We start from the raw sequence: 20,099 nt of genomic DNA on the forward strand, positions 1-20,099 counted from the left end.
CCACCAGCCTTCCCACTCGAACGAGTGAGGGGCATGGCCGGTGTTCCGGCCATGCCCCTCATCACGTGGGACGCGTCCCGTGGGACGCACGCGGGTGTCAGGCGCCGCGCAGCACCGCGCCCGTCCGCTCGGCGGCCAGCGCCACCGCGGCGTCACGGGCGGCCGAGGCCTCCTCGACGGTCAGCGTGCGGTCGGCGGCGCGGAAGCGCAGCGCGTACGCCAGGGACTTGCGGCCCTCACCGATCTGCTCGCCCTCGAAGACGTCGAACAGCCGGAGGGACTCCAGCAGTTCGCCCGCGCCCTCGTGCAGCGCGCGCTCGACGTCGGCGGCCGGCACGTCCTTGCCGACGACCAGGGCGACGTCCTGCGTGGCGACCGGGAACGCCGAGATCCGCGGCGCGCGCAGGGCACCGGCCGAAGCGCGCTCGACGGTGTCGAGGTTCAGCTCCATCGCGCACGTACGGGCGGGCAGGTGCAGCGCCTTGACGACCCGCGGGTGCAGCTCACCGGCGTATCCGACGACCTGCTCCTCGCCCTCCACGACGACCGCCAGCTCGGCGCAGCGGCCCGGGTGCCACGGGCCGTACTGGCCCTGGCGGACGACGAGCTCGGCGCCGGCCTCGCGGGCGACGCTCCGGGCGGCCTCGACCGCGTCGGCCCAGTCGGCCGGACGGTCCTGGCCCCACCAGCCGGCCTGCTCGCGCGCCCCGGCGAGGACGACCGCGACGTGGCGCGGCTGCGCGGGGAGCGGGGCGTTGAGGGCCGCGATCTCCTCGTCGGTGGGACGGCGGTCGACGGGCAGCACCACGGCGGTCCCGGCCTGGCCGGCCGGGTGGAAGACCAGGCCGGTCTCGAAGAGCGCCAGGTCGTGGCTGCCGCGCCCGTCGTTGCGGCGCAGGGCGCCGAGCAGCCCGGGGAGCAGGGTGGTGCGCATCGCCGGCTCTTCGTCGGAGAGCGGGTTGACGAGCGTGACGACCTCGCGGTTCGGGTCGTCCGCCGCGAGGCCCAGCTGGTCGAAGACCTGCGGGGAGACGAACGGGTAGTTCGGCGCCTCGACGTACCCGGCGCCCGCGAGGACCCGCCCGACGCGGCGGTGAAGCCGCTGCCGCGCGGTCAGGCCGCGGCCGGCCGGGGGCTTGGGCAGCGTGGACGGGAGGTTCTCGTACCCCTCCAGCCGGATGACCTCTTCGGCGAGGTCGTTCGGGTGGGCGAGGTCCGGCCGCCACGACGGGACGGTGACGGTCAGCTCGTCCTGGCCCAGGACGTCGCAGCCGACCTCCTGGAGGCGGCGGACGACGGTCTCGCGGCCGTAGACGACACCGGCGACGCGGTCGGGGTGGTCGGCGGCCATCGTCACCGTGCGCGGGGCGGACGGCGCGACGATCTCGGTGACGCCGGCCTCGGCGGTGCCGCCCGCGAGCAGCACCAGCAGGTCGACGGTCCGCTGCGCGGCAGCGGCGGCGGCCTGCGGGTCGACGCCCCGCTCGAAGCGCCGGGACGCCTCGGAGGACAGCTTGTGGCGGCGCGCGGTGCGGGCGATGGAGACCGGGTCGAAGTGGGCGGCCTCGATGACGACCTCGGTGGTGCCGCGCACCTCGCCGGTCTCGGGGTCGGTGACGGAGTCGGCGATCTCGGTGTTCGCGCCGCCCATCACGCCCGCGAGGCCGATGGGCCCGCGCTCGTCCGTGATCACCAGGTCCTCGGCGTCGAGGACGCGCTTGACGCCGTCGAGGGTGGTGAACTTCTCGCCCTCCTCCGCGCGGCGCACGCCGATCGCCCCCTGGACGCGGGTGCGGTCGTACGCGTGCAGCGGCTGGCCGAGCTCGAGCATCACGTAGTTGGTGACGTCGACGGCGAGCGAGATCGGGCGCATGCCGGCCTTCTGGAGGCGGCGGCGCAGCCAGATCGGGGAGCGCGCCTCGGGGTCGAGCCCGACGACGGTGCGCGCGGTGAAGCGGTCGCAGCCGATGGGGTCGGAGACCTTGACGGGGTAGCCGTACGCGTTCGGCGCGGGTACGTCGAGGAGCGCCGGGTCGCGCAGCGGCAGGCCGTAGGCGGTGGCGGCCTCGCGGGCGACGCCGCGCATCGACAGGCAGTAGCCGCGGTCGGGCGTGACGGCGATGTCGAGGACCTCGTCGTACAGCTCGAGCAGCTCGGTGGCGTCGATGCCGATCTCGATCTCGGGCGGCAGCACGATGATGCCGTGCGTGCCGTCGTCGCCCATGCCGAGCTCGTCGGTGGAGCAGATCATGCCGCGGGAGATCCGGCCGTACGTCTTGCGCTCGGCGATCCGGAAGTCGCCGGGGAGCACGGCGCCGGGGAGGGCCACGACGACCTTGTCGCCCTCGGCGAAGTTCCGGGCGCCGCAGATGATCTCCTGCGGCTCACCGGTGCCGTTGGCCTGGCCGACGTTGACGGTGCAGAAGCGGATGGGCTTCTTGAACTCGGTCAGCTCCTCGATGGTGAGGACCTGGCCGACGACCAGCGGGCCGGTGAGCCCGGCGCCGAGCTGCTCGACGGTCTCGACCTCCAGGCCCGCCGACACCAGCTTGGCCTGTACGTCACGGCCGGTTTCCGTCGCCGGCAGGTCGACGTACTCCCGCAGCCACGAAAGCGGGACCCGCATCAGATCTCCATCCCGAACGGCCGGGTGAACCGGACGTCACCCTCGACCATGTCTCGCATGTCTTCCACGTTGTGGCGGAACATCAGCATCCGCTCGATGCCGAACCCGAAGGCGAAGCCGCTGTACTTCTCCGGGTCCACGCCGCAGGCGGTCAGCACCTTGGGGTTGACCATGCCGCAGCCGCCGAGCTCGATCCAGCCCTCGCTGGAGCAGGTGCGGCAGGGGCGGTCGGGGTTGCCGACGGACTCGCCGCGGCACACGTAGCAGACCATGTCCATCTCGGCGGACGGCTCGGTGAAGGGGAAGAAGTTCGGCCGGAGCCGGGTCTTCATGCCCTCACCGCCGAAGAGCGCCTGGACCATGTGGTCGAGGGTGCCCTTCAGGTCGGCCATGGTCAGGCCCTCGTCGACGGCGAGCAGCTCGACCTGGTGGAAGACCGGGGTGTGCGTGGCGTCCAGCTCGTCCGTGCGGTACACGCGGCCGGGGCAGATCACGTACACCGGGGGCTCGCGGTCCAGCATGGACCGGACCTGGACCGGCGAGGTGTGCGTGCGCAGCACGACACCGGAGCCGGAGGTGCCCTCGGCGTCGGCGACGAAGAAGGTGTCCTGCTCGCCGCGGGCGGGGTGGTCGACGGCGATGTTGAGCGCGTCGAAGTTGAGCCACTCGGACTCGACCTCGGGGCCCTCGGCGACCTCGTAGCCCATGGCGACGAAGACGTCCTCGATGCGCTCCATAAGGGTGGTCAGCGGGTGGCGGGCGCCGGCCGGCACGCGGTCGTACGGAAGGGTGACGTCCACCGCCTCCTCGACCAGCACGCGCGCGTCGCGCTCGGCCTCCAGCTCCGCCTGGCGGGCGGCGAGTGCCTTGTTCACGGCACCGCGGGCCTGGCCCACGCGCTTGCCGGCCTCCGCCTTCGCGTGCGGGGGCAGGGCGCCGATCTCCCGGTTGGCGAGCGACAGCGGCGAGGTGGGGCCGGTGTGCGCGATCTTCGCCTCGTGGAGCGCGTCGAGGTCGCCGGCGGCGGCGAAGGCGGCGAGCGCCTCGTCCCGCATGCGCTCGATCTCTTCCGGTTTCAGTGCCTCGACCTCGACAGGGTCGTACGACTTATTGGGTGCCGACATCTCTTCCGTACTTCCGTGGGCTGGCTGGGGCCCCCGCTCGACGACCGAGGACGCAAAGGTGCCAAAGGACGAGTCTAACGGGGTATGGGGTGGCGGATGAGCCGAGGATCAGCCCGTGGACACCTGCGCGGCCTCTGTTACGCCAGATAGGCCGGGGCGCTCACGGGCAGCGTAAATCGGAACTCGGCGCCGCCGGCCGGTCCGCGGCCGACGGTGATCGTCCCGCCGTGCGCCTCGACGATGCCCTTGACGATGTACAGGCCGAGGCCGGTCCCGCCGCGCTTGCTCCCCCGCCAGAAGCGGGTGAAGACACGGCCCATCGACTCCTCGGGGATGCCGGGGCCTTCGTCGCTCACGGTGACCGCCGTTCCCTTCTCCTCGTCGTCGGCGCCGGTGGGTGCCACCTCGATGGTGACGGTTCCCTCGCCGTGCCGCACCGCATTTTCGAGCAGGTTGCCGAGGACCTGGTCGATCTTGTCGGGGTCGGCCCACAGATCGGGCAGCGGGCGGCGTACGCGCACGAAGAAGCGGTCCGGGGACTGGCCGCGCGCGGTGTGGGCCTGGATGTGGCGGCCGATGGCCGCGGCGATGTCGACGGGCTGGCGGCGCACCTCGAGGCGGCCGGAGTCTATTCGGGAGATGTCGAGCAGCTCGGCGATCAACCGGGTGACGCGGCCCGCGTCGGCGTCCACGGTCTCCAGCATCAGCCGCTTCTGGTCGTCGGTGAACCGCTCCCACTTGGCGAGGAGCGTGGCGGTGAAGCCCTTGACGGAGGTGAGCGGGGAGCGCAGCTCGTGGGCCACGGTGGCGATCAGTTCGGCGTGGCTGCGCTCGGTACGGCGCCGGGCCTCGGTGCCGCGCAGGGTGACGACGACCTTCCGGACCGGGCCCAGGGGGTGCTCGCGCACGTAGCGGGCGGCGACCAGGACCTCCCGGTTGCCGGGCAGCAGCAGGTTGCGCTCGGGCTGGCCGCCCCGGATGGCGAGCCCGCCGTACGGGTCGGTCAGCGCCCACCAGCGACGGCCCTTGAGGTCCTCCAGGGGGAGCGCCTCCTCCAGCGGCCGCCCGAGGGCCGCGTCCCGGCGGACGGCGGTGAGGCGTTCGGCGGCGGCGTTGAAGCAGACCACGGTGCCGTGCCGGTCGGCGATGACCAGGCCGTCGGGCAGGTCGTCGGGCTCGTAGGCGCAGGCGGACGCGTAGGCGTCCGGCGCGGCGGCGGGCACCGGGGACGCGCCGGGGGCGGCGGGCGTGCGTTGGGCGGCGGACTCGGCGGGCGCGCCGGGCGCGCTGGGTGCGGCGGGCGCGCGTTCGGCGGGCGCGTTGAGTAAAGCGCCCCGCTTTGCCGACGGCCTGCTCGTCCCGGGCGTCATCCCCGAATCCCACCCCTCCGTACCGCACAGTGGGCCGCTCCCCCGGCCCGCCAGCCTACTAGCTGGAGGTGACGGAGCGGCACCCTCCGGCAGCGCGCTGCGCACGCGCGGAGCCGTAGAGACATACGGCGGCGGCGGTGGCCAGGTTCAGGCTCTCGGCCTTGCCGTGGATCGGTACGCGGACGACCGCGTCGGCGAGGGCGCGGGTCTCCTCGGGGAGGCCCCAGGCCTCGTTGCCGAAGATCCACGCGGTGGGGCCGCCCATGGTGCCCGCGTCGAGCTCGGCGTCCAGGTCGGCCTCGCCCGCCCCGTCGGCGGCGAGGATCCGCACGCCGGCCCCCCGGAGCCCGGCGACGGCCTGCTCGACGGGGACGCCGACCGCGACCGGCAGGTGGAAGACGGAACCGACGGAGGCGCGTACCGCCTTGGGGTTGTACAGGTCGACGGAGGCGTCGGTGAGGACCACGGCGTCGGCGCCGGCGGCGTCGGCGCAGCGCAGCACGGTGCCGGCGTTGCCGGGGTCGCGTACGTGGGCGAGGACGGCGACGAGCTTGGGGCGGCCCTTGAGGATCTCCTCGAAGGGCGAGTCCAGGAACCGGCATACGCCGAGGAGTCCCTGCGGGGTGACGGTCTGGGAGACCTCGGCGAGGACGGCGTCGGAGGCGTGGTGGACGCGGGCGCCGGTGGCGCGGGCGGCCTCGACGATGTCGGCGTACCGCTCGGCGGCCTCGACGGTGGTGAACAGCTCGACCAGCGTCGGCTCGCCGCCGCTGCGGTGGGCGACGGCCTCCCGCACGGCCTGCGGGCCCTCGGCGATGAACCGCCGCTCCTTGCCCCGGAAGTTCCGCTTGGCGAGCCGCCGGGCGGCGATGACGCGCGGGGAGCGGGGGGAGATCAGCTCGGGGAGCTCGGGGGTGCCCATGGTGGTCGGCGGCTCTCTTCTCGTACGCACGGGGGTGGAACAGACCGGACCCGCAGGCGCTGGGCCTGCGGGTCCGGGCGGAAGTCCTACAGCCTGGGAGATCAGGCGGCGGCCTTCGGGGCGTTGACGTCGCTCGGGAGCGCCTTCTGGGCGGCCTCGACGAGCGCGGCGAACGCGTTGGCGTCGTTGACGGCCAGCTCGGCCAGGATCTTGCGGTCCACCTCGATGTTGGCGGCCTTCAGACCCTGGATGAAGCGGTTGTAGGTGATGCCGTTGGCGCGGGCAGCGGCGTTGATGCGCTGGATCCACAGCTGACGGAAGTCGCCCTTGCGCTTCTTGCGGTCGTTGTAGTTGTAGACGAGGGAGTGGGTGACCTGCTCCTTCGCCTTGCGGTACAGGCGCGAGCGCTGGCCGCGGTAACCGCTGGCCTGCTCGAGGATCGCCCGGCGCTTCTTGTGGGCGTTGACTGCCCGCTTGACGCGTGCCACGTGTTAACTCCTTGTAGCGGGGTCGTGGTTGGACTCACACGACCCGGAAACGAATGGATCCCGGCGGTGACCGGATGCCCCCGTCACCGAGGGCGGGAGGTCAATCAGATGCCCAGCATCTTCTTGATCTTGGCGCTGTCACCCGGGGCCATCTCGGCGTTGCCGGTGAGGCGACGCGTCAGCTTGGACGACTTGTGCTCGAGCAGGTGGCGCTTGCCGGCGCGCTCGCGCAGCACCTTGCCGGAGCCGGTGATCTTGAAGCGCTTCTTGGCACCGCTGTGCGTCTTGTTCTTCGGCATAGCGCCGTTCTCTCCTCGTCAGTGGCGCTCCCAGCCGGTCCGGGGACCGGCACGCGGGAGCGTCAGGTGTATCGGTTGAGTCCTGGGCGGATGCCCCGGACACAGGCCCTCGGGGACCTCGGGCCTACTGGGCGGACTCCGCCTCGGCGGGCTGCTCCACCTCGGTGGGCTCGTCCGCCTGAGCGGGCTGGCCCTGGCGCTCCGCCTTGCGGGCGGCCTGCGCCTCGCGGGCCTCGGCCATGGCCTCGGTCTTCTTCTTGTGCGGACCGAGAACCATGATCATGTTGCGGCCGTCCTGCTTCGGGTTCGACTCGATGAAGCCGAGGTCCTGGACGTCCTCCGCCAGCCGCTGCAGCAGTCGGTAGCCGAGCTCCGGCCGGGACTGCTCGCGACCACGGAACATGATCGTGATCTTGACCTTGTCGCCCTGCTTGAGGAACCGGACGACGTGACCCTTCTTGGTGTCGTAGTCGTGCGGGTCGATCTTCGGCCGGAGCTTCATTTCCTTGATGACCGTGTGCGCCTGGTTCTTGCGCGCCTCACGGGCCTTCATGGCCGACTCGTACTTGAACTTGCCGTAGTCCATGAGCTTGCAGACCGGCGGCCGTGCGGACGCCGCGACCTCAACCAGGTCCAGGTCGTACTCCTGCGCAAGCTCCAGCGCCTTGGCGAGCGGCACAATGCCCACCTGCTCGCCGCTGGGACCGACAAGTCGCACCTCGGGAACGCGAATCCGGTCGTTGATGCGGGGCTCGGTGCTGATGGATCCTCCTCGGTAGCACCACGCGACCGCCTGGCGGACGGACGCGTAACGTCTGTTTAGTGAGACCAACCGCGCCGGCGCATGAAAAATGCCCCGGACGGGACACAGGCGGGGCTCCTCGTGCTACCGGAGCACCGCCGCGGTCAACCGCGGGGCGCGCATTCGGACGGCCCCATCGTCCGTACGGAACGATGGTCGCCGTCTGACCGGTGACCCGCCGTCCCGGAGGACGGCCAGGTGGGAGAGCGGAGCCTCCACTTGTGGGCCGGAGCACGAGTCGTGTCCGGCCGGTCGTCACACCAGGTTAGCAGCTTCCCGGGGGTGCGGCTAACTGTCCGGTTCAAGCACCGGCTCCACTGGAGCGGCTTTCGCCGCGCCCCTTGCCTGCGCCTATCGTGGGCGTCATGAGTGACGCCACGCCGAGCAACCCCTCCGCTTCCGACTCCGCCTCCGGTGCGGAGACGACCGACTTCGAGACCATGACCCGCGACATCGCGGAGGTGCCCGCGGTCGAGGTGATCGTCACGGTCGCCGTCAACCTGATGAGCGCCGCGGCCGTGAAGCTCGGTCTCACCGAGGAGGGCGACCAGTACAAGGACCTCGACGAGGCGCGCAAGCTGATCCACGCGCTGGCGGGTCTGCTCGACGCGGGCGCGACGGAGATCAGCTCGTTCCACGCGGCGCCGCTGCGCGACGGGCTGAAGTCGCTGCAGCTGGCGTTCCGCGAGGCGTCGATCGTGCCGGACGAGCCGGGTCAGGGGCCGGGCGAGAAGTACACGGGTCCCGTTTACAGCTGATCGCTCACGGTCTCACGTAGAAGGGCTCGCCCGGAGGGGTGGCCTCGGCCGGCAGGAGTGCCAGGTCCAGGCCCCGCACCAGGCGGGCCCTCAGTGTTTCGTCGGCCGCGAGCGCGCGGGCCACGCGCTGGGCGGTCTCCGCGGGCGGCGCGGCCGGACCGGTGACGAGCGCGAGCGTGCCGTCCGCGCCGCCGCCGGGCACCAGGTACGCGCGGAGCACGGCCGGCTCTGCGGTCACCACCGCGCGTACCGCCTCGGTGACGGCGGGGTCGGCGAGCGGGTCGGTCGTCGTGCGGCCCTCGGCGGCGGCGAGCAGCGCGCGGCCGGTCAGCTGGTACGACACCGGTCCCGCGAGGTCCAGCACCAGCGTGTCGGCCTTCTCGTGGGCGGCCGCCTGGAGCGCCTGGTGCAGCGGTACGGCGACGGGGCGGGCGGCCGGGTCCCAGCGGGCCAGGGACTCGAGGGAGGTGAACGCGGGGAGCGCGCGGCGGTCGCCGGCGGTGAGCGTGGGCACGGCCATGTCGCTGGTCTTCTCGCGGCGCAGCCCGGTCTCCTCGTCCTCCTCCACCTCGCCGAGGACGGCGACGACGGGGACCAGCAGCCGGGCGCCCTTGAGCGCCGCGAGCACGCGCGGCTCGGCCGACCGGTCCTCGGCCCAGGCCGCGAGGGCGGCGGTGAGCTCGGGGTCGGCGGTGCCGTCGTCGTCGGAGAAACCGGGGTCGGGGATGTTCTTGAGCGCCACGCGTCGAGCCTATCCGGGCGTCAGTACCCGTTCGCGCGGCCCCCTCGCCACAGGACGACGGCGACGATCACCAGCAGGACGCCGACGCCGCCGGTGACGGGCGCGATCAGCCCGGTGCCCGCCTCCTCCTCGGGCTCGGGGCTGGGGCCGGTGCCGAAGTAGCGCTTGGCGTAGCCGGAGGTGGCGGCCTTCGGGTCGGCCGGGCGCAGCGTGCCGCCCACCTCGATCGCCGCGGCGGGGTCGACCGTGCCGTAGCCCTTGTCGTCGTCGTGGCCGCCGCTCTCGGGGCGGTCGCGGGCCGTGTCGGCGAGGAGCTTCTTGATCTGGGCGGGCGTCAGTTCGGGGTGGGCGGCGCGGACCAGGGCGACGGCTCCGGAGACGAACGCGGAGGCGGCGCTGGTGCCCCAGCCCTGGTAGTACTTGCGGTCCGGGTCGGGGATGACGATGTCGACGCCGGGCGCGCTGACGGTGGCGTACCAGCGGCTGGTGGAGAAGGCGGCGTGGGTGCCGTAGCGGTCGACGGCGGTGACGGCGATGACGCCGGGGTAGGCGGCGGGGTACGAGATGTGGTCGCCCTTCTCGCCGCCGTTGCCGGCGGAGGCGACGACGACCACGCCCTTGGAGAGGGCGTACTGGACGGCGGCGTCCTCACCGGCGTCGGGGTGGGCGGACTCGCTGTCGTCGCCGAGGGAGAGGTTGATGACGTCGGCGCCCTGGTCGACGGCCCAGCGGATGCCCTTGGCGAGGGCGGTGCCGCGCGTGGTGCGGGCCTTGGTGCGGGCGGGGTCGGCGCCTTCGAGGATGACGCGGACGGGGAGGATCTTCGCCTCGGGCGCGATGCCGAGGACGCCGTCCTGGTTGCCGCGCCCATGGCCGTGACCGGCGATGATCCCGGCCATGGCGGTGCCGTGGCGGGCCCAGGCGCGGTCGCCCTGGCCGGCGCCGAAGCCGATGAGGTCCTTGCCGGGCAGGACGTTGCCGGCGAGGTCGGGGTGGGTGGGGTCGACGCCGGTGTCGAGGACGGCGACGGTGACGCCCGCGCCCTTGGTGGTACGCCACGCCTGGGAGGTGTGCATGGCCTCCAGTCCCCACTGCTGGGCGCGGATCGCGTCGGCGTGGGCGGGGGCGGCGGGCAGCAGCGCGAAGCCGACGGCCGCGAGGGCGGCGGCGACGGCGCGCGGGCGGCGTCTCACTGCGGCTCCTGGGTGCTGGTGGCCTTGGCGAGGGCGGCGCGCAGGCCGCGCTCGACGCGGTCGGCTATGCCCTTGGCCTCGTGCCCGAGGCCGGCCTGGGCGGACGCGGTCGTCTGGCCCTCCGCCATCGCCTCGGCGGCGGGCTGCGGGTCGGGGACGGTACGGCCGTCGGCGAAGCCGGAGACCGCGTACACGATCACCGGTGCCTCGGTGAGGACGCTCACCCGCCAGCTGGCGCGCTGCTTGTCGCCGAAGCCGGCGGCGACGGTGTCGGGGGCCGGGAGGGTGCGGGGCATCAGGTCGGGGCGCTCGTCGAGGCTCTCGTCGCCGAAACGCGCCCTCAGAGCGGTCATGGCGGTGGCGTCGGCCTCGGTGAAGACCATGCCGACGGTGGTGACGCTGGTCGAGGTGGCGTCGGTGTACGTGGCGCGCAGCACGCGTGCGCAGCCGACGGGGCGCAGCGCCTTGAGGAGCAGCGGGTCGAGCGCCCCCGCGCAGGGGCCGTCGGGCGCCACGGCGACGCGCGTCCACACTCGGTCGGCGCGGCCGGGACCGGCGTCCTCGCCCTTGAGGGTGCGGGGGAAGAGGGTGTCGACGGGGACGCTGTGCCAGAGGGTGCGGGCCTCGGTGTACGCGGTACGGGCGGCCGGGTCGGGGCCCGGGCCCCCGGCGAGCCACGCCCCGGCCACGGCGCCGCCGATCAGCCCGAGCCCGAGCACCAGGCACGCGAGGGCGGCCCCGGTGCGCGCGGGGTGGCGGTCCCGGACGGGCCGCAGGCGGGTGGTCTGCTCCACGGGCGCCTCGGGGGGCAGCGGCCCCCAGTAGGCGTGCGGGGCGCTGACGGGTGGGCCGGAGGGCGCCGGTCCCAGGTTGACGGACCCGACGGGCGGTCGCCGCGAGGGCGCCGGAGCCACGGCCGGGGCGCCGGCCGGTGCCTCTGCCGGGGCGGACTGCTGCGGTACGGGCCTCAGGCGCGCGGTGCTTTCGGCGCCCGGCTCCTGCCGCACGGGGCGGAGACGCGCGGTGGTCTCGCCGGCGGCGGACGCGGGCGGCTGCGGCGCGGCGGGAGGCTGCGGCGCGGCCTGGGTCTGCGGCCGCGGCACTCCGGGGGCGCGCGGCGGCTCCTGGGCGGCGGCGGGCGCGGGCTGCCGGGGGGCGGCGGGGCGCGGGGGCGCGACCGGCAGCGAGGTCGGCGGCGCGGTCGGCGGGGAGGTCGGCGCGAGCGGAGGCAGCGGGGCGGCGGCCCGGCGCGGCGGGGAAGCCGGCGGGGTGTTCTCGGGCGACGGGGAGGCCGGCGGTTCAGCCGGCGGGGCGCTCTCGGCGAGCGGGGGCAGCGGGGCGGCCGGCCGTGCCGCGCCGGAGGGCGCGGACCGCGGGGCGGCCGGGGTCGGCGTTTCCGGAGGCGTGGGGCGTTCCGGCGATGCGGGGCGTTCCGGAGGGAGGAGGGCGTCGGTGATGCGGGAGGACGGGCGTCGTGCTTCGGTGCTCATCCGCCCCCCTGGTTGTCGTCCGGATCGCCTTTCGGGGCAGGCCCGTTCGTCGGCGCGTGTCGTCACTCTAAGGCTTCCTCCCAGGTCCGCCGCAACGCGGCCGCGGGTGGGCGGCGGGGGCCCGCACCGATCTGACCGGAACATCCCCCTACCCGGAGGTAGCACCGTCTGGCAGGCTCGGGCCATGACTCCCCGTGCCGCTGACCGGGCCCGGTACGACCGGGCCACCGCCCATCTCGACGCGCCGCTGGCCGTCGTCGATCTGGAGGCGTTCGACGCGAACGCCGACGACCTGGTCCGCCGGGCCGGCGGGAAGCCGGTCCGGGTGGCGAGCAAGTCGGTACGGTGCCGGGCGCTGCTGGAGCGGGTGCTCGCCCGGGACGGGTTCGCCGGGATCATGTCGTTCACGCTCGACGAGTCGCTGTGGCTGGCGCGGGCGGGGTTCGAGGACGTCCTGCTGGCGTACCCCTCGGTCGACCGGGCCGGTTTCTCGGAGCTCGCGCGGGACCCGAAGCTCGCGCGCGCGGTGACGGTGATGGTCGACGACCCGGCGCAACTGGAGCTGATCGACCGGGCCCGTGAGGGCGGGGCCGAGGAGATCCGGGTCTGTCTGGAGCTGGACACCTCGCTGCGCCTGCTGGGCGGCCGCGTACGGATCGGGGCGCGGCGCTCGCCGCTGCACACGCCCGCGCAGGTGGCCGAGGTGGCCCGGTCGGTGGCGCGGCGGCCGGGGTTCCGGCTGGTCGGGCTGATGGCGTACGAGGGGCACGTCGCGGGGGTCGGGGACGCGGTCGCGGGGCGGCCGGCGCGGTCGCGGGCCGTGCGGCTGATGCAGGCGGCCGCCCGTAGGGAGCTGGCGGTCCGGCGGGCGGCCGTGGTGGACGCGGTCCGGGCGGTGGCGCCGGAGCTGGAGTTCGTCAACGGCGGCGGTACGGGGAGCGTGCAGCACACCGCGGCCGAGGACGCGGTGACGGAGGTCGCGGCCGGGTCGGGGCTCTACGTGCCGCGGCTGTTCGACCACTACACCTCCTTCACCGGCCGGCCGGCCGCGCTGTTCGCGCAGCCCGTCGTCCGCCGCCCGGGCGTGGGCGCGGTCACCGTGCTCGGCGGCGGCTACCCCGCGTCGGGCGCGCCGGGCAAGGACCGGCTGCCGGTGCCGTACCTGCCCGAAGGGCTGCGGTACGACCCGCAGGAGGGCGCGGGCGAGGTGCAGACGCCACTGCTGGGCACCCCCGCCGACGATCTGCTGATCGGCGACAAGGTGTGGTTCCGGCACGCGAAGGCGGGCGAGCTGTGCGAGCGGTTCGACGCGCTGCACCTGATCGAGGGCGACCGGATCACGGCGACCGTACCGACGTACCGCGGTGAGGGCCGGACGTTCCTCTAAGGCCTCGCGGCCCTCGCGGCCCTCACGGCCCGATGGAGCTGCCGACGCCGCCGCCCGTGGCACTGCCGATGGGGCGGATCCCGCGCGTGATCTCGTCCATGAGGGTCAGGGGCGGCCCCTCCGGGCCGGCGTCGAAGGCGAACCGTACGACCACGGGGGTCCCGTTGCCGGAGGGGGCGGGAAAGGCGAGCGACTGGACGTAGCCGCCCGGGCCGTTGCCGGTGGTGACCTGCCAGCGGACCAGGTGGCCGGTACGGCCGGCGACGACGGCCGGGCGCGAGGCGATCACCTTGTGGGAACGGATGCCGCCGTGGAGGCGGTTGCCGAGGGCGTCCTCCTCGTACGCGCGGTCCGCGGCCGTCACGACGTCCTGTTCGGCGATGGCCTTGACGGTGCTGCCCTCCGGCGCGCTGACGGTCCAGGAGGTGACGGTCCCGGGCTTGCAGAAGCGGCTCGTGTCGCCGGGGCAGGGCACGTCGGCCACGGTGGTCACGGTGGCGACGTCGGCCGTGGTGTGCTCCGGCTTCTCCCAGCCGTCGGGGATGGGGAGGGTGATGCCGTTGAGCTGGTCGACGACGACCGCGGGGTCGCCCTCGGCGCCGGCACCGGAGGGGGAAGGCGTAGGCGTCGCCGGGGTCGTCGTCACCGGGGCCGTGGGGGAGGGCGGCGGGGCGAGGGCCTCGTCGTCGCCGGAGGGCCGGAGGACGACCGCCGCGACGGCGACCGCCGCCACCAGGACGGTCCCGGCGACGGCGAGCGGAAGCACACCGCTCCGGCCTCTCGGGGGGCGGCCGACAGGGCGGGTGCGGCCGGTCCACGCGGTGCCGTCCCACCAGTGCTCGACGGCGGGGTTGCCCGGGTCCGGGTACCAGCCGGGAGGAGTCGTCATGCTCATGCGATCAGCGTAGGCAGCCGGACGCCGTACGACGACGCCCGGCCACCCGCGCGGTCCCTACAGGGGCGTGACGTACGCGCCGGAGATGCCGCCGTCGACGAGGAAGTCGGTGGCGTTGACGAAGGACGAGTCGTCGCTGGCGAGGAACGCGACGGCGGCCGCGATCTCCTCCGCCTCGGCGAAGCGCCCGACCGGGATGTGGACGAGGCGGCGCGCGGCCCGCTCGGGGTCCTTGGCGAACAGCTCCTGCAGGAGCGGGGTGTTGACCGGCCCCGGGCACAGGGCGTTGACGCGGATGCCCTCGCGGGCGAACTGCACACCCAGCTCGCGTGACATGGCGAGCACGCCACCCTTGGAGGCGGTGTACGAGATCTGGCTGGTGGCCGCGCCCATGCGGGCGACGAAGGACGCGGTGTTGATGATGGAGCCCTTGCCCTGGCGCCGCATGTAGGGGATGGCGGCCTTGCAGCACAGGTAGACCGAGGTGAGGTTGACCTCCTGGACGCGCTTCCACGCCTCCAGGCCGGTCTCCAGGATGGAGTCGTCGTCGGGCGGCGAGATGCCCGCGTTGTTGAAGGCGATGTCGACGCTGCCGTACGTGTCGTACGCCGTCTTGAAGAGCGCCTCGACCTGTTCGGCGTCGGTGACGTCGACGCGTACGAAGGTGCCGCCCACCTCGTCGGCCGCGGCCTTGCCGGCCTTCTCGTCGATGTCGCCGCAGACGACGTGGGCGCCCTCGGAGGCGAGGCGGCGGGCGGTGGCGAGGCCGATGCCGCTGCCGGCGCCGGTGATGACGGCGGTACGGCCGACCAGGCGGCGGCAGACGGTGTTCTCGTTGGTGGCGGTCATGGGGTCTCAGGCCTCCGTGCTGATGAAGACGTTCTTGGTTTCGGTGAAGGCGGTCAGGGCGTCGGGGCCGAGCTCACGGCCGAGGCCGGACTGCTTGAAGCCGCCGAACGGGGTCCAGTAGCGGACGCTGGAGTGGGAGTTGACGGAGAGGGCGCCCGCGCGGACGGCGCGGGAGACCCGCAGGGCGCGGCCGACGTCGCGGGTCCAGATGGAGCCGGACAGGCCGTACTCGGTGGCGTTCGCGAGCCGTACGGCGTCCTCCTCGTCCTCGAAGGGGAGGACGACGGCGACCGGCCCGAAGATCTCCTCCATGGCGGCGGGCGCGTCCGCCGGGAGCCCGGTGAGGACGGTGGGCGGGAACCAGAAACCGGGCCCCTCCGGGGCCTTCCCGCGGATCGCGGCCGCGTCCTCGGGGACGTACCCGCGCACCCTGTCCAGCTGCGTGCGGGAGATCAGCGGGCCCATCTGCGTCCGCTCGTCGGACGGGTCGCCGACGACGACCTCCTCGACGGCGGGCGTGAGGAGCTCCAGGAAGCGGTCGTACGCGCTGCGCTGGACGAGGATGCGGGTGCGGGCGCAGCAGTCCTGGCCGGAGTTGTCGAGGAACGACATGGGGGCGGTGGCGGCCGCGGCCTCGATGTCGGCGTCGGCGAAGACGATGTTGGGGCTCTTGCCGCCGAGTTCGAGCGTCACGCGCTTCACGCGGTCGGCGCACTTCGCCATGATCTGCTTGCCGACGCGCGTGGAGCCGGTGAAGACGATCTTGGCGACTCCGGGGTGCTCGACGAGCGCGTTCCCGGCGACGGCCCCGGCTCCGGGCAGCACCTGGAACAGGTGCTCCGGGAGGCCCGCCTCCAGGGCGAGCTCGGCGAGCCGCAGTGCGGTGAGCGGGGTGGTCTCGGCGGGCTTGAGGACGACGGCGTTGCCGGCCGCGAGGGCGGGGGCGGTGCCCCAGGCGGCGATGGGCATCGGGAAGTTCCAGGGGGCGATCACGCCGACGACGCCGAGGGGTTCGAGGATCGTGACGTCGAGGCCGCCGGGGACGGGGATCTGGCGGCCGTTCAGGCGCTCCACTCCCCCGGCCGCGTAGTCGAGCAGGTCCCGGACGTTGCCGGCCTCCCAGCGGGCGTTGCCGAGGGTGTGGCCGGCCTCGCGGACCTCCAGCCGGGCCAGCTCCTCCCGGTGGTCGTCGACGACGGCGGCGAAGCGGCGCAGGAGACGGGCGCGGTCCGCGGGGGCGGCGGCGGCCCAGGTCCTCTGGGCGGCGGCGGCGCGCGTGACCGCGGCGTCGACGTCGGCGGCGGTGGCCGCCGGGACGGTGGCGACGACCTCTTCGGTGGCGGGGTTCAGTACGAGGTGTTCGGTGGTCTCTTCGGTGCTCAAGGGGAGGGCCTCACATGCGTTCGAAGGAGCGGCGCAGCTCCCAGTCGGTGACCGCGGCGTCGAAGGCGTCCAGTTCGACCCGCGCCATGTTGCGGTAGTGGGCGACGACCTCGTCCCCGAAGGCCGCCTTCGCCAGGGGGCTGTTCTCCCACAGTTCGGCGGCCTCGCGCAGGGTGGTCGGCACGTGGGCGTAGTCGGCGGTGTAGGCGTTTCCGTCGCACGGCTCGGGCAGCTCCAGCTCGTGCTCGATCCCGTACAGACCGGCCGCGACCAGGCCCGCGACGGCGAGGTGCGGGTTGACGTCACCGCCGGGGAGGCGGTTCTCGAAGCGCAGGGAGCGGCCGTGGCCGACCACCCGGAGGGAACAGGTGCGGTTGTCGTACCCCCAGGCGACGGCGGTGGGGGCGAAGGAGCCGGGCTGGAAGCGTTTGTACGAGTTGATGTTGGGCGCGTAGAGGAGGGAGAAGTCGCGGAGCGCGGCGAGCTGCCCGGCGAGGAAGTGGCGCATGACCGGGGACATGCCGCCGGGTCCGTCGCCCGCCATGGCGTTGCGGCCCTCGGCGTCCTGGAGGGAGAGGTGGATGTGGCAGGAGTTGCCCTCGCGCTCGTTGTACTTCGCCATGAAGGTGAGCGAGACGCCCTCCTGGGCGGCGATCTCCTTGGCACCCGTCTTGTAGACGGCGTGCTGGTCGCAGGTGACCAGGGCTTCGTCGTACTTGAAGGCGATCTCGTGCTGCCCGGGGTTGCACTCGCCCTTGGCGGACTCGACGGTGAGGCCGGCGGCGGCCATCTCGTTGCGGATGCGGCGCAGGAGGGGCTCGATGCGGCCGGTGCCGAGGACGGAGTAGTCGATGTTGTACTGGTTGGCCGGGGTGAGCCCCTTGTACCCGGCGTCCCAGGCCTGCTCGTAGGTGTCCTTGAAGACGATGAACTCGAGCTCGGTGCCGACGTGCGCGGTGTAGCCGTGCTCGGCGAGCCGTTCCAGCTGGCGGCGCAGGATCTGGCGGGGCGCGGCGACGACCGGGGTTCCGTCGCTCCAGGCGAGGTCGGCGATGAGGAGCGCCGTGCCCTCGTTCCAGGGGACGCGCCGCAGGGTGGACAGGTCGGGGCGCATGGCGAAGTCGCCGTAGCCGTTGTTCCATGAGGACATCGCGTAGCCGTCGACGGTGTTCAGCTCCACGTCCACGGCGAGGAGGTAGTTGCAGCCCTCCGTGCCGTGCTCGAGCACGTCGGAGAGGAAGAAGGGTGCGGCGAACCGCTTGCCCTGGAGCCGCCCTTGCATATCGGGGAAGGCCAGGACCACTGTGTCGATCTCACCGCTCGCGACGAGGGCGCGCAGCTCCTCGACGGTGAGCGGGGGTTTGCGGTCTGCCACGGGAATGCTCCTCCTTCGGTCAGCCGGGAGCCATAAGGTATTGCCGGAGACCATTGCTTGGGAAGGGGAAACCGCGAGGTGGCGAAGAAGAGCGAACCGGAGGACCGGCTGACACCGGTCCTGCGCCCGGTGCGGGCGGGCAACGGCTTCGAGGAGGCGCTGGAGCAGATCCTCCAGGTCGTACGGCTCGGCCTGGTGCCCGGTGGCGAGCGCCTGCCCGCCGAGCGGGAGCTGGCCGAGCGGATGGGCATCAGCCGGGTCACCCTGCGCGAGGTGCTGAAGGTGCTCCAGGAGCAGGGGCTCGTGGAGAGCCGGCGCGGCCGCTACGGCGGAACGTTTGTGCTGCGCCGCGACCGCGCGCCCGGCGACCACGGCGAGGAGGAGCTGCGCCGCCGCGTCGCCGCCGTCGACGTCGAGGACACGCTGCGCTTCCGGGAGGTGCTGGAGGTGGGCGCGGCCGGGCTGTGCGCGGCGCACGGGCTCTCCGAGGAGGGCGCGGAGCGGCTGCGCGCGGCGCTGCGGGCGACGCACGACGCACCGCTGGACGACTACCGGCGCCAGGACACACTGCTGCACCTCACACTGGCGGAGCTGTCGGGGTCGCCGACGCTGACGGCGCAGTACGCGGCGGTCCGGGCGACGGTGAACGACCTGCTGGACTGCATCCCGCTGCTGGTGCGGAACCTGGAGCACTCGCAGCACCAGCACACCGCGCTGGTGGAGGCGGTGCTGGAGGGGGACGTGGACGCGGCGCGCGAGGTGATGCGGGAGCACTGCGCGGGGACGGCTGCGCTGCTGCGCGGCTTCCTGGCGTGAGCCGCGGCCGGGGCGCGGGGCCCGGCGTAACCGGAACGTAACGCACGGGGGTTGCGCTCCCCTCCCGGCCACCGCAAAGGTATGGGTCCATTCCATTGGGCCCCGACCGATGCGGGAGCACGCTGCCATGACGCTGGAAGAAACCAAGGACACCCCGGTCCCCGCGGACGACTACTTGAAACGACGGGCCCTGCGGCAGGGCAGCGCCGGCTGGCTGCTGCTGACCGGCCTGGGGGTCGGCTACGTCGTCTCGGGAGACTTCTCCGGCTGGAACATCGGCCTGGCGGAGGGCGGTTTCGGCGGGCTGGCCATCGCCACCCTCCTGATGGGCGTGATGTACGCCTGTCTGGTGTACGCGCTCGCCGAGCTGTCCGCCATCCTCCCCGCCGCCGGCGGCGGTTACGGCTTCGCGCGCCGCGCCCTCGGCACCTGGGGCGGCTTCCTGACCGGGACGGCCATCCTCATCGAGTACGTCCTGGCCCCGGCCGCCATCTCCATCTTCATCGGCGACTACGTCGAATCGCTCGGCCTGTTCGGCCTGGAGTCCGGCTGGCCGGTCTACCTCGCGTGCTTCGTCGTCTTCATCGGCATCCACCTGTGGGGCGTGGGCGAGGCGCTGCGCTTCAGCCTCATCGTGACGGCGATCGCGGTGGCTGCGCTGCTGATCTTCGCGGCCGGCGCCTTCACGGAGTTCCACGCCGACGGGCTGGACGACATCCCGGTGGACGGGTCCGCCTTCGGGGCGAGCTCCTGGCTGCCCTTCGGCCTGCTCGGCATCTGGGCGGCCTTCCCCTTCGGGATGTGGTTCTTCCTCGGCGTGGAGGGCGTGCCGCTGGCCGCCGAGGAGGCCAAGGACCCGGTGCGGTCCATGCCGCGCGCGCTCTCGCTGTCGATGATGGTCCTGGTGCTGCTCGCCGTCCTGACGTTCTTCGCGGCCACGGGGGCGCGCGGCTCGGCGGCGATCCAGGACGCGGGCAACCCGCTCGTCGTCGCGCTCCAGGGGGACGGGGGTCCGACCCCGCTGAGCCGGTTCGTCAACTACGCGGGCCTGGCGGGCCTGGTGGCGTCGTTCTTCTCGCTCATCTACGCGGGCTCGCGCCAGCTGTTCGCCCTGTCCCGCGCGGGCTACCTGCCCCGCTTCCTGTCGCTGACCAGCCGCCGCAGGTCGCCGTACCTGGGGCTGCTGATCCCGGGGGCGATCGGCTTTGCGCTGGCGGCCGGGACCGGCGACGGCGCGCGGATGCTGAACATCGCCGTCTTCGGCGCCACCATCAGCTACGCCCTGATGGCGCTGTCCCACATCGTGCTGCGGCGCCGCGAGCCGGACCTGCCGCGCCCCTACCGCACGCCCGGTGGCGTCCTGACGTCCTCCGTCGCGCTGGTCCTCGCGCTGTCCGCCCTGGTGGCGACGTTTCTGGTGGACGTGGACGCGGCACTCATCGCGCTGGGGGTGTACGTCGTCGCCCTCGCGTACTTCGCCTTCTACAGTCGGCACCGTCTCGTCGCGAGCGCGCCCGAGGAGGAGTTCGCGGCGCTGGCGGCAGCCGAAGCCGAGCTCGAACGCAACTGACACGCAACCG

Annotated in this window: 18 protein-coding genes; 4 read left to right on the plus strand and 14 right to left on the minus strand. The window is 73.5% G+C overall.

What is annotated here, in order from left to right; all coding sequences use genetic code 11:
• Positions 1-97 precede the first annotated feature (97 nt).
• From pheT to infC, 7 genes are all read right to left on the minus strand, one after another.
• A complete protein-coding gene (gene pheT / locus AC07FJ_RS23890; RefSeq protein ID WP_479051352.1) occupies positions 98-2,626 on the minus strand; it encodes a phenylalanine--tRNA ligase subunit beta in 2,529 nt (842 codons plus the stop codon).
• On the minus strand, positions 2,626-3,750 hold the full coding sequence (gene pheS, locus AC07FJ_RS23895) for a phenylalanine--tRNA ligase subunit alpha (protein ID WP_479051353.1): 1,125 nt from the start codon (positions 3,748-3,750) through the stop codon (positions 2,626-2,628). The genes pheT and pheS overlap by 1 nt, the downstream gene beginning before the upstream one ends.
• A 137-nt stretch (positions 3,751-3,887) precedes the next feature.
• Positions 3,888-5,120 (minus strand): sensor histidine kinase, encoded by a 1,233-nt coding sequence (locus AC07FJ_RS23900; protein WP_479051354.1) that lies wholly within the window; start codon positions 5,118-5,120, stop codon positions 3,888-3,890.
• A 58-nt stretch (positions 5,121-5,178) separates the two neighbouring features.
• Positions 5,179-6,042 carry a TrmH family RNA methyltransferase gene (locus AC07FJ_RS23905; protein WP_361422485.1) on the minus strand — a complete coding sequence of 288 codons (864 nt, stop codon included), beginning with the start codon at positions 6,040-6,042 and terminating at the stop codon, positions 5,179-5,181.
• Positions 6,043-6,143: 101 nt separating this feature from the next.
• Positions 6,144-6,530 (minus strand): 50S ribosomal protein L20, encoded by a 387-nt coding sequence (gene rplT / locus AC07FJ_RS23910; RefSeq protein WP_031080021.1) that lies wholly within the window; start codon positions 6,528-6,530, stop codon positions 6,144-6,146.
• Between the two features lie 104 nt (positions 6,531-6,634).
• A complete protein-coding gene (gene rpmI, locus AC07FJ_RS23915) occupies positions 6,635-6,829 on the minus strand; it encodes a 50S ribosomal protein L35 (RefSeq protein ID WP_010476245.1) in 195 nt (64 codons plus the stop codon).
• A gap of 124 nt (positions 6,830-6,953) precedes the next feature.
• On the minus strand, positions 6,954-7,661 hold the full coding sequence (gene infC / locus AC07FJ_RS23920) for a translation initiation factor IF-3 (RefSeq protein ID WP_355362395.1): 708 nt from the start codon (positions 7,659-7,661) through the stop codon (positions 6,954-6,956).
• Between the two features lie 335 nt (positions 7,662-7,996).
• Here infC and AC07FJ_RS23925 point away from each other — a divergent pair, with 335 nt between their 5' ends.
• Positions 7,997-8,389: a DUF1844 domain-containing protein gene (locus AC07FJ_RS23925; RefSeq protein WP_361422291.1), complete on the plus strand. Its 393-nt coding sequence runs from the start codon at positions 7,997-7,999 to the stop codon at positions 8,387-8,389.
• Between the two features lie 4 nt (positions 8,390-8,393).
• Here AC07FJ_RS23925 and AC07FJ_RS23930 read toward each other — a convergent pair whose 3' ends face one another.
• Genes AC07FJ_RS23930 through AC07FJ_RS23940 form a run of 3 tightly spaced genes read right to left on the minus strand, consistent with a single transcriptional unit; the run spans position 8,394 to position 11,193 of the window.
• Complete coding sequence (locus AC07FJ_RS23930) at positions 8,394-9,131, minus strand: SseB family protein (protein ID WP_479051355.1); 738 nt, start codon at positions 9,129-9,131, stop codon at positions 8,394-8,396.
• A 20-nt stretch (positions 9,132-9,151) separates the two neighbouring features.
• Positions 9,152-10,324: a type VII secretion-associated serine protease mycosin gene (gene mycP / locus AC07FJ_RS23935; RefSeq protein ID WP_479051356.1), complete on the minus strand. Its 1,173-nt coding sequence runs from the start codon at positions 10,322-10,324 to the stop codon at positions 9,152-9,154.
• Positions 10,321-11,193: a hypothetical protein gene (locus AC07FJ_RS23940; protein WP_479051523.1), complete on the minus strand. Its 873-nt coding sequence runs from the start codon at positions 11,191-11,193 to the stop codon at positions 10,321-10,323. Before AC07FJ_RS23940 ends, mycP begins: the two co-directional genes overlap by 4 nt.
• 805 nt (positions 11,194-11,998) lie before the next feature.
• On the opposite strand from AC07FJ_RS23940, the gene AC07FJ_RS23945 reads away from it, so the two are divergent.
• On the plus strand, positions 11,999-13,201 hold the full coding sequence (locus AC07FJ_RS23945; protein ID WP_479051357.1) for an amino acid deaminase/aldolase: 1,203 nt from the start codon (positions 11,999-12,001) through the stop codon (positions 13,199-13,201).
• Positions 13,202-13,223: 22 nt separating this feature from the next.
• Here AC07FJ_RS23945 and AC07FJ_RS23950 read toward each other — a convergent pair whose 3' ends face one another.
• From AC07FJ_RS23950 to AC07FJ_RS23965, 4 genes are read right to left on the minus strand one after another with little or no spacing between them, the layout of a single operon-like run.
• Complete coding sequence (locus AC07FJ_RS23950) at positions 13,224-14,096, minus strand: DUF2510 domain-containing protein (RefSeq protein WP_479051358.1); 873 nt, start codon at positions 14,094-14,096, stop codon at positions 13,224-13,226.
• Positions 14,097-14,153: 57 nt separating this feature from the next.
• A complete protein-coding gene (locus tag AC07FJ_RS23955; RefSeq protein WP_361422273.1) occupies positions 14,154-14,945 on the minus strand; it encodes a 3-oxoacyl-ACP reductase in 792 nt (263 codons plus the stop codon).
• Between the two features lie 6 nt (positions 14,946-14,951).
• Complete coding sequence (locus tag AC07FJ_RS23960; protein WP_479051359.1) at positions 14,952-16,328, minus strand: aldehyde dehydrogenase family protein; 1,377 nt, start codon at positions 16,326-16,328, stop codon at positions 14,952-14,954.
• 10 nt (positions 16,329-16,338) lie between these two features.
• Positions 16,339-17,703, minus strand: a complete 1,365-nt coding sequence (locus tag AC07FJ_RS23965) for a glutamine synthetase family protein (RefSeq protein ID WP_479051360.1) — start codon at positions 17,701-17,703, stop codon at positions 16,339-16,341.
• A gap of 78 nt (positions 17,704-17,781) precedes the next feature.
• Here AC07FJ_RS23965 and AC07FJ_RS23970 point away from each other — a divergent pair, with 78 nt between their 5' ends.
• On the plus strand, positions 17,782-18,519 hold the full coding sequence (locus AC07FJ_RS23970; RefSeq protein ID WP_479051361.1) for a FadR/GntR family transcriptional regulator: 738 nt from the start codon (positions 17,782-17,784) through the stop codon (positions 18,517-18,519).
• A 127-nt stretch (positions 18,520-18,646) separates the two neighbouring features.
• The gene (eat, locus tag AC07FJ_RS23975) at positions 18,647-20,089 is read left to right on the plus strand and encodes an ethanolamine permease (protein WP_479051362.1); all 1,443 of its coding nucleotides are present in this window, start codon (positions 18,647-18,649) and stop codon (positions 20,087-20,089) included.
• The last annotated feature ends 10 nt before the right edge of the window (positions 20,090-20,099 follow it).

The sequence above is a fragment of the Streptomyces sp. NPDC045998 genome (assembly GCF_056430285.1).

What these genes read in the sequence shown, in the direction of transcription:
- pheT (WP_479051352.1), bottom strand. Translation starts at nt 2,626, where the DNA reads ATGCGGGTCCCGCTTTCGTGGCTGCGGGAGTACGTCGACCTGCCGGCG.
- pheS (WP_479051353.1), bottom strand. Translation starts at nt 3,750, where the DNA reads ATGTCGGCACCCAATAAGTCGTACGACCCTGTCGAGGTCGAGGCACTG.
- AC07FJ_RS23900 (WP_479051354.1), bottom strand. Translation starts at nt 5,120, where the DNA reads ATGACGCCCGGGACGAGCAGGCCGTCGGCAAAGCGGGGCGCTTTACTC.
- AC07FJ_RS23905 (WP_361422485.1), bottom strand. Translation starts at nt 6,042, where the DNA reads ATGGGCACCCCCGAGCTCCCCGAGCTGATCTCCCCCCGCTCCCCGCGC.
- rpmI (WP_010476245.1), bottom strand. Translation starts at nt 6,829, where the DNA reads ATGCCGAAGAACAAGACGCACAGCGGTGCCAAGAAGCGCTTCAAGATC.
- AC07FJ_RS23925 (WP_361422291.1), top strand. Translation starts at nt 7,997, where the DNA reads ATGAGTGACGCCACGCCGAGCAACCCCTCCGCTTCCGACTCCGCCTCC.
- AC07FJ_RS23945 (WP_479051357.1), top strand. Translation starts at nt 11,999, where the DNA reads ATGACTCCCCGTGCCGCTGACCGGGCCCGGTACGACCGGGCCACCGCC.
- AC07FJ_RS23950 (WP_479051358.1), bottom strand. Translation starts at nt 14,096, where the DNA reads ATGAGCATGACGACTCCTCCCGGCTGGTACCCGGACCCGGGCAACCCC.
- AC07FJ_RS23955 (WP_361422273.1), bottom strand. Translation starts at nt 14,945, where the DNA reads ATGACCGCCACCAACGAGAACACCGTCTGCCGCCGCCTGGTCGGCCGT.
- eat (WP_479051362.1), top strand. Translation starts at nt 18,647, where the DNA reads ATGACGCTGGAAGAAACCAAGGACACCCCGGTCCCCGCGGACGACTAC.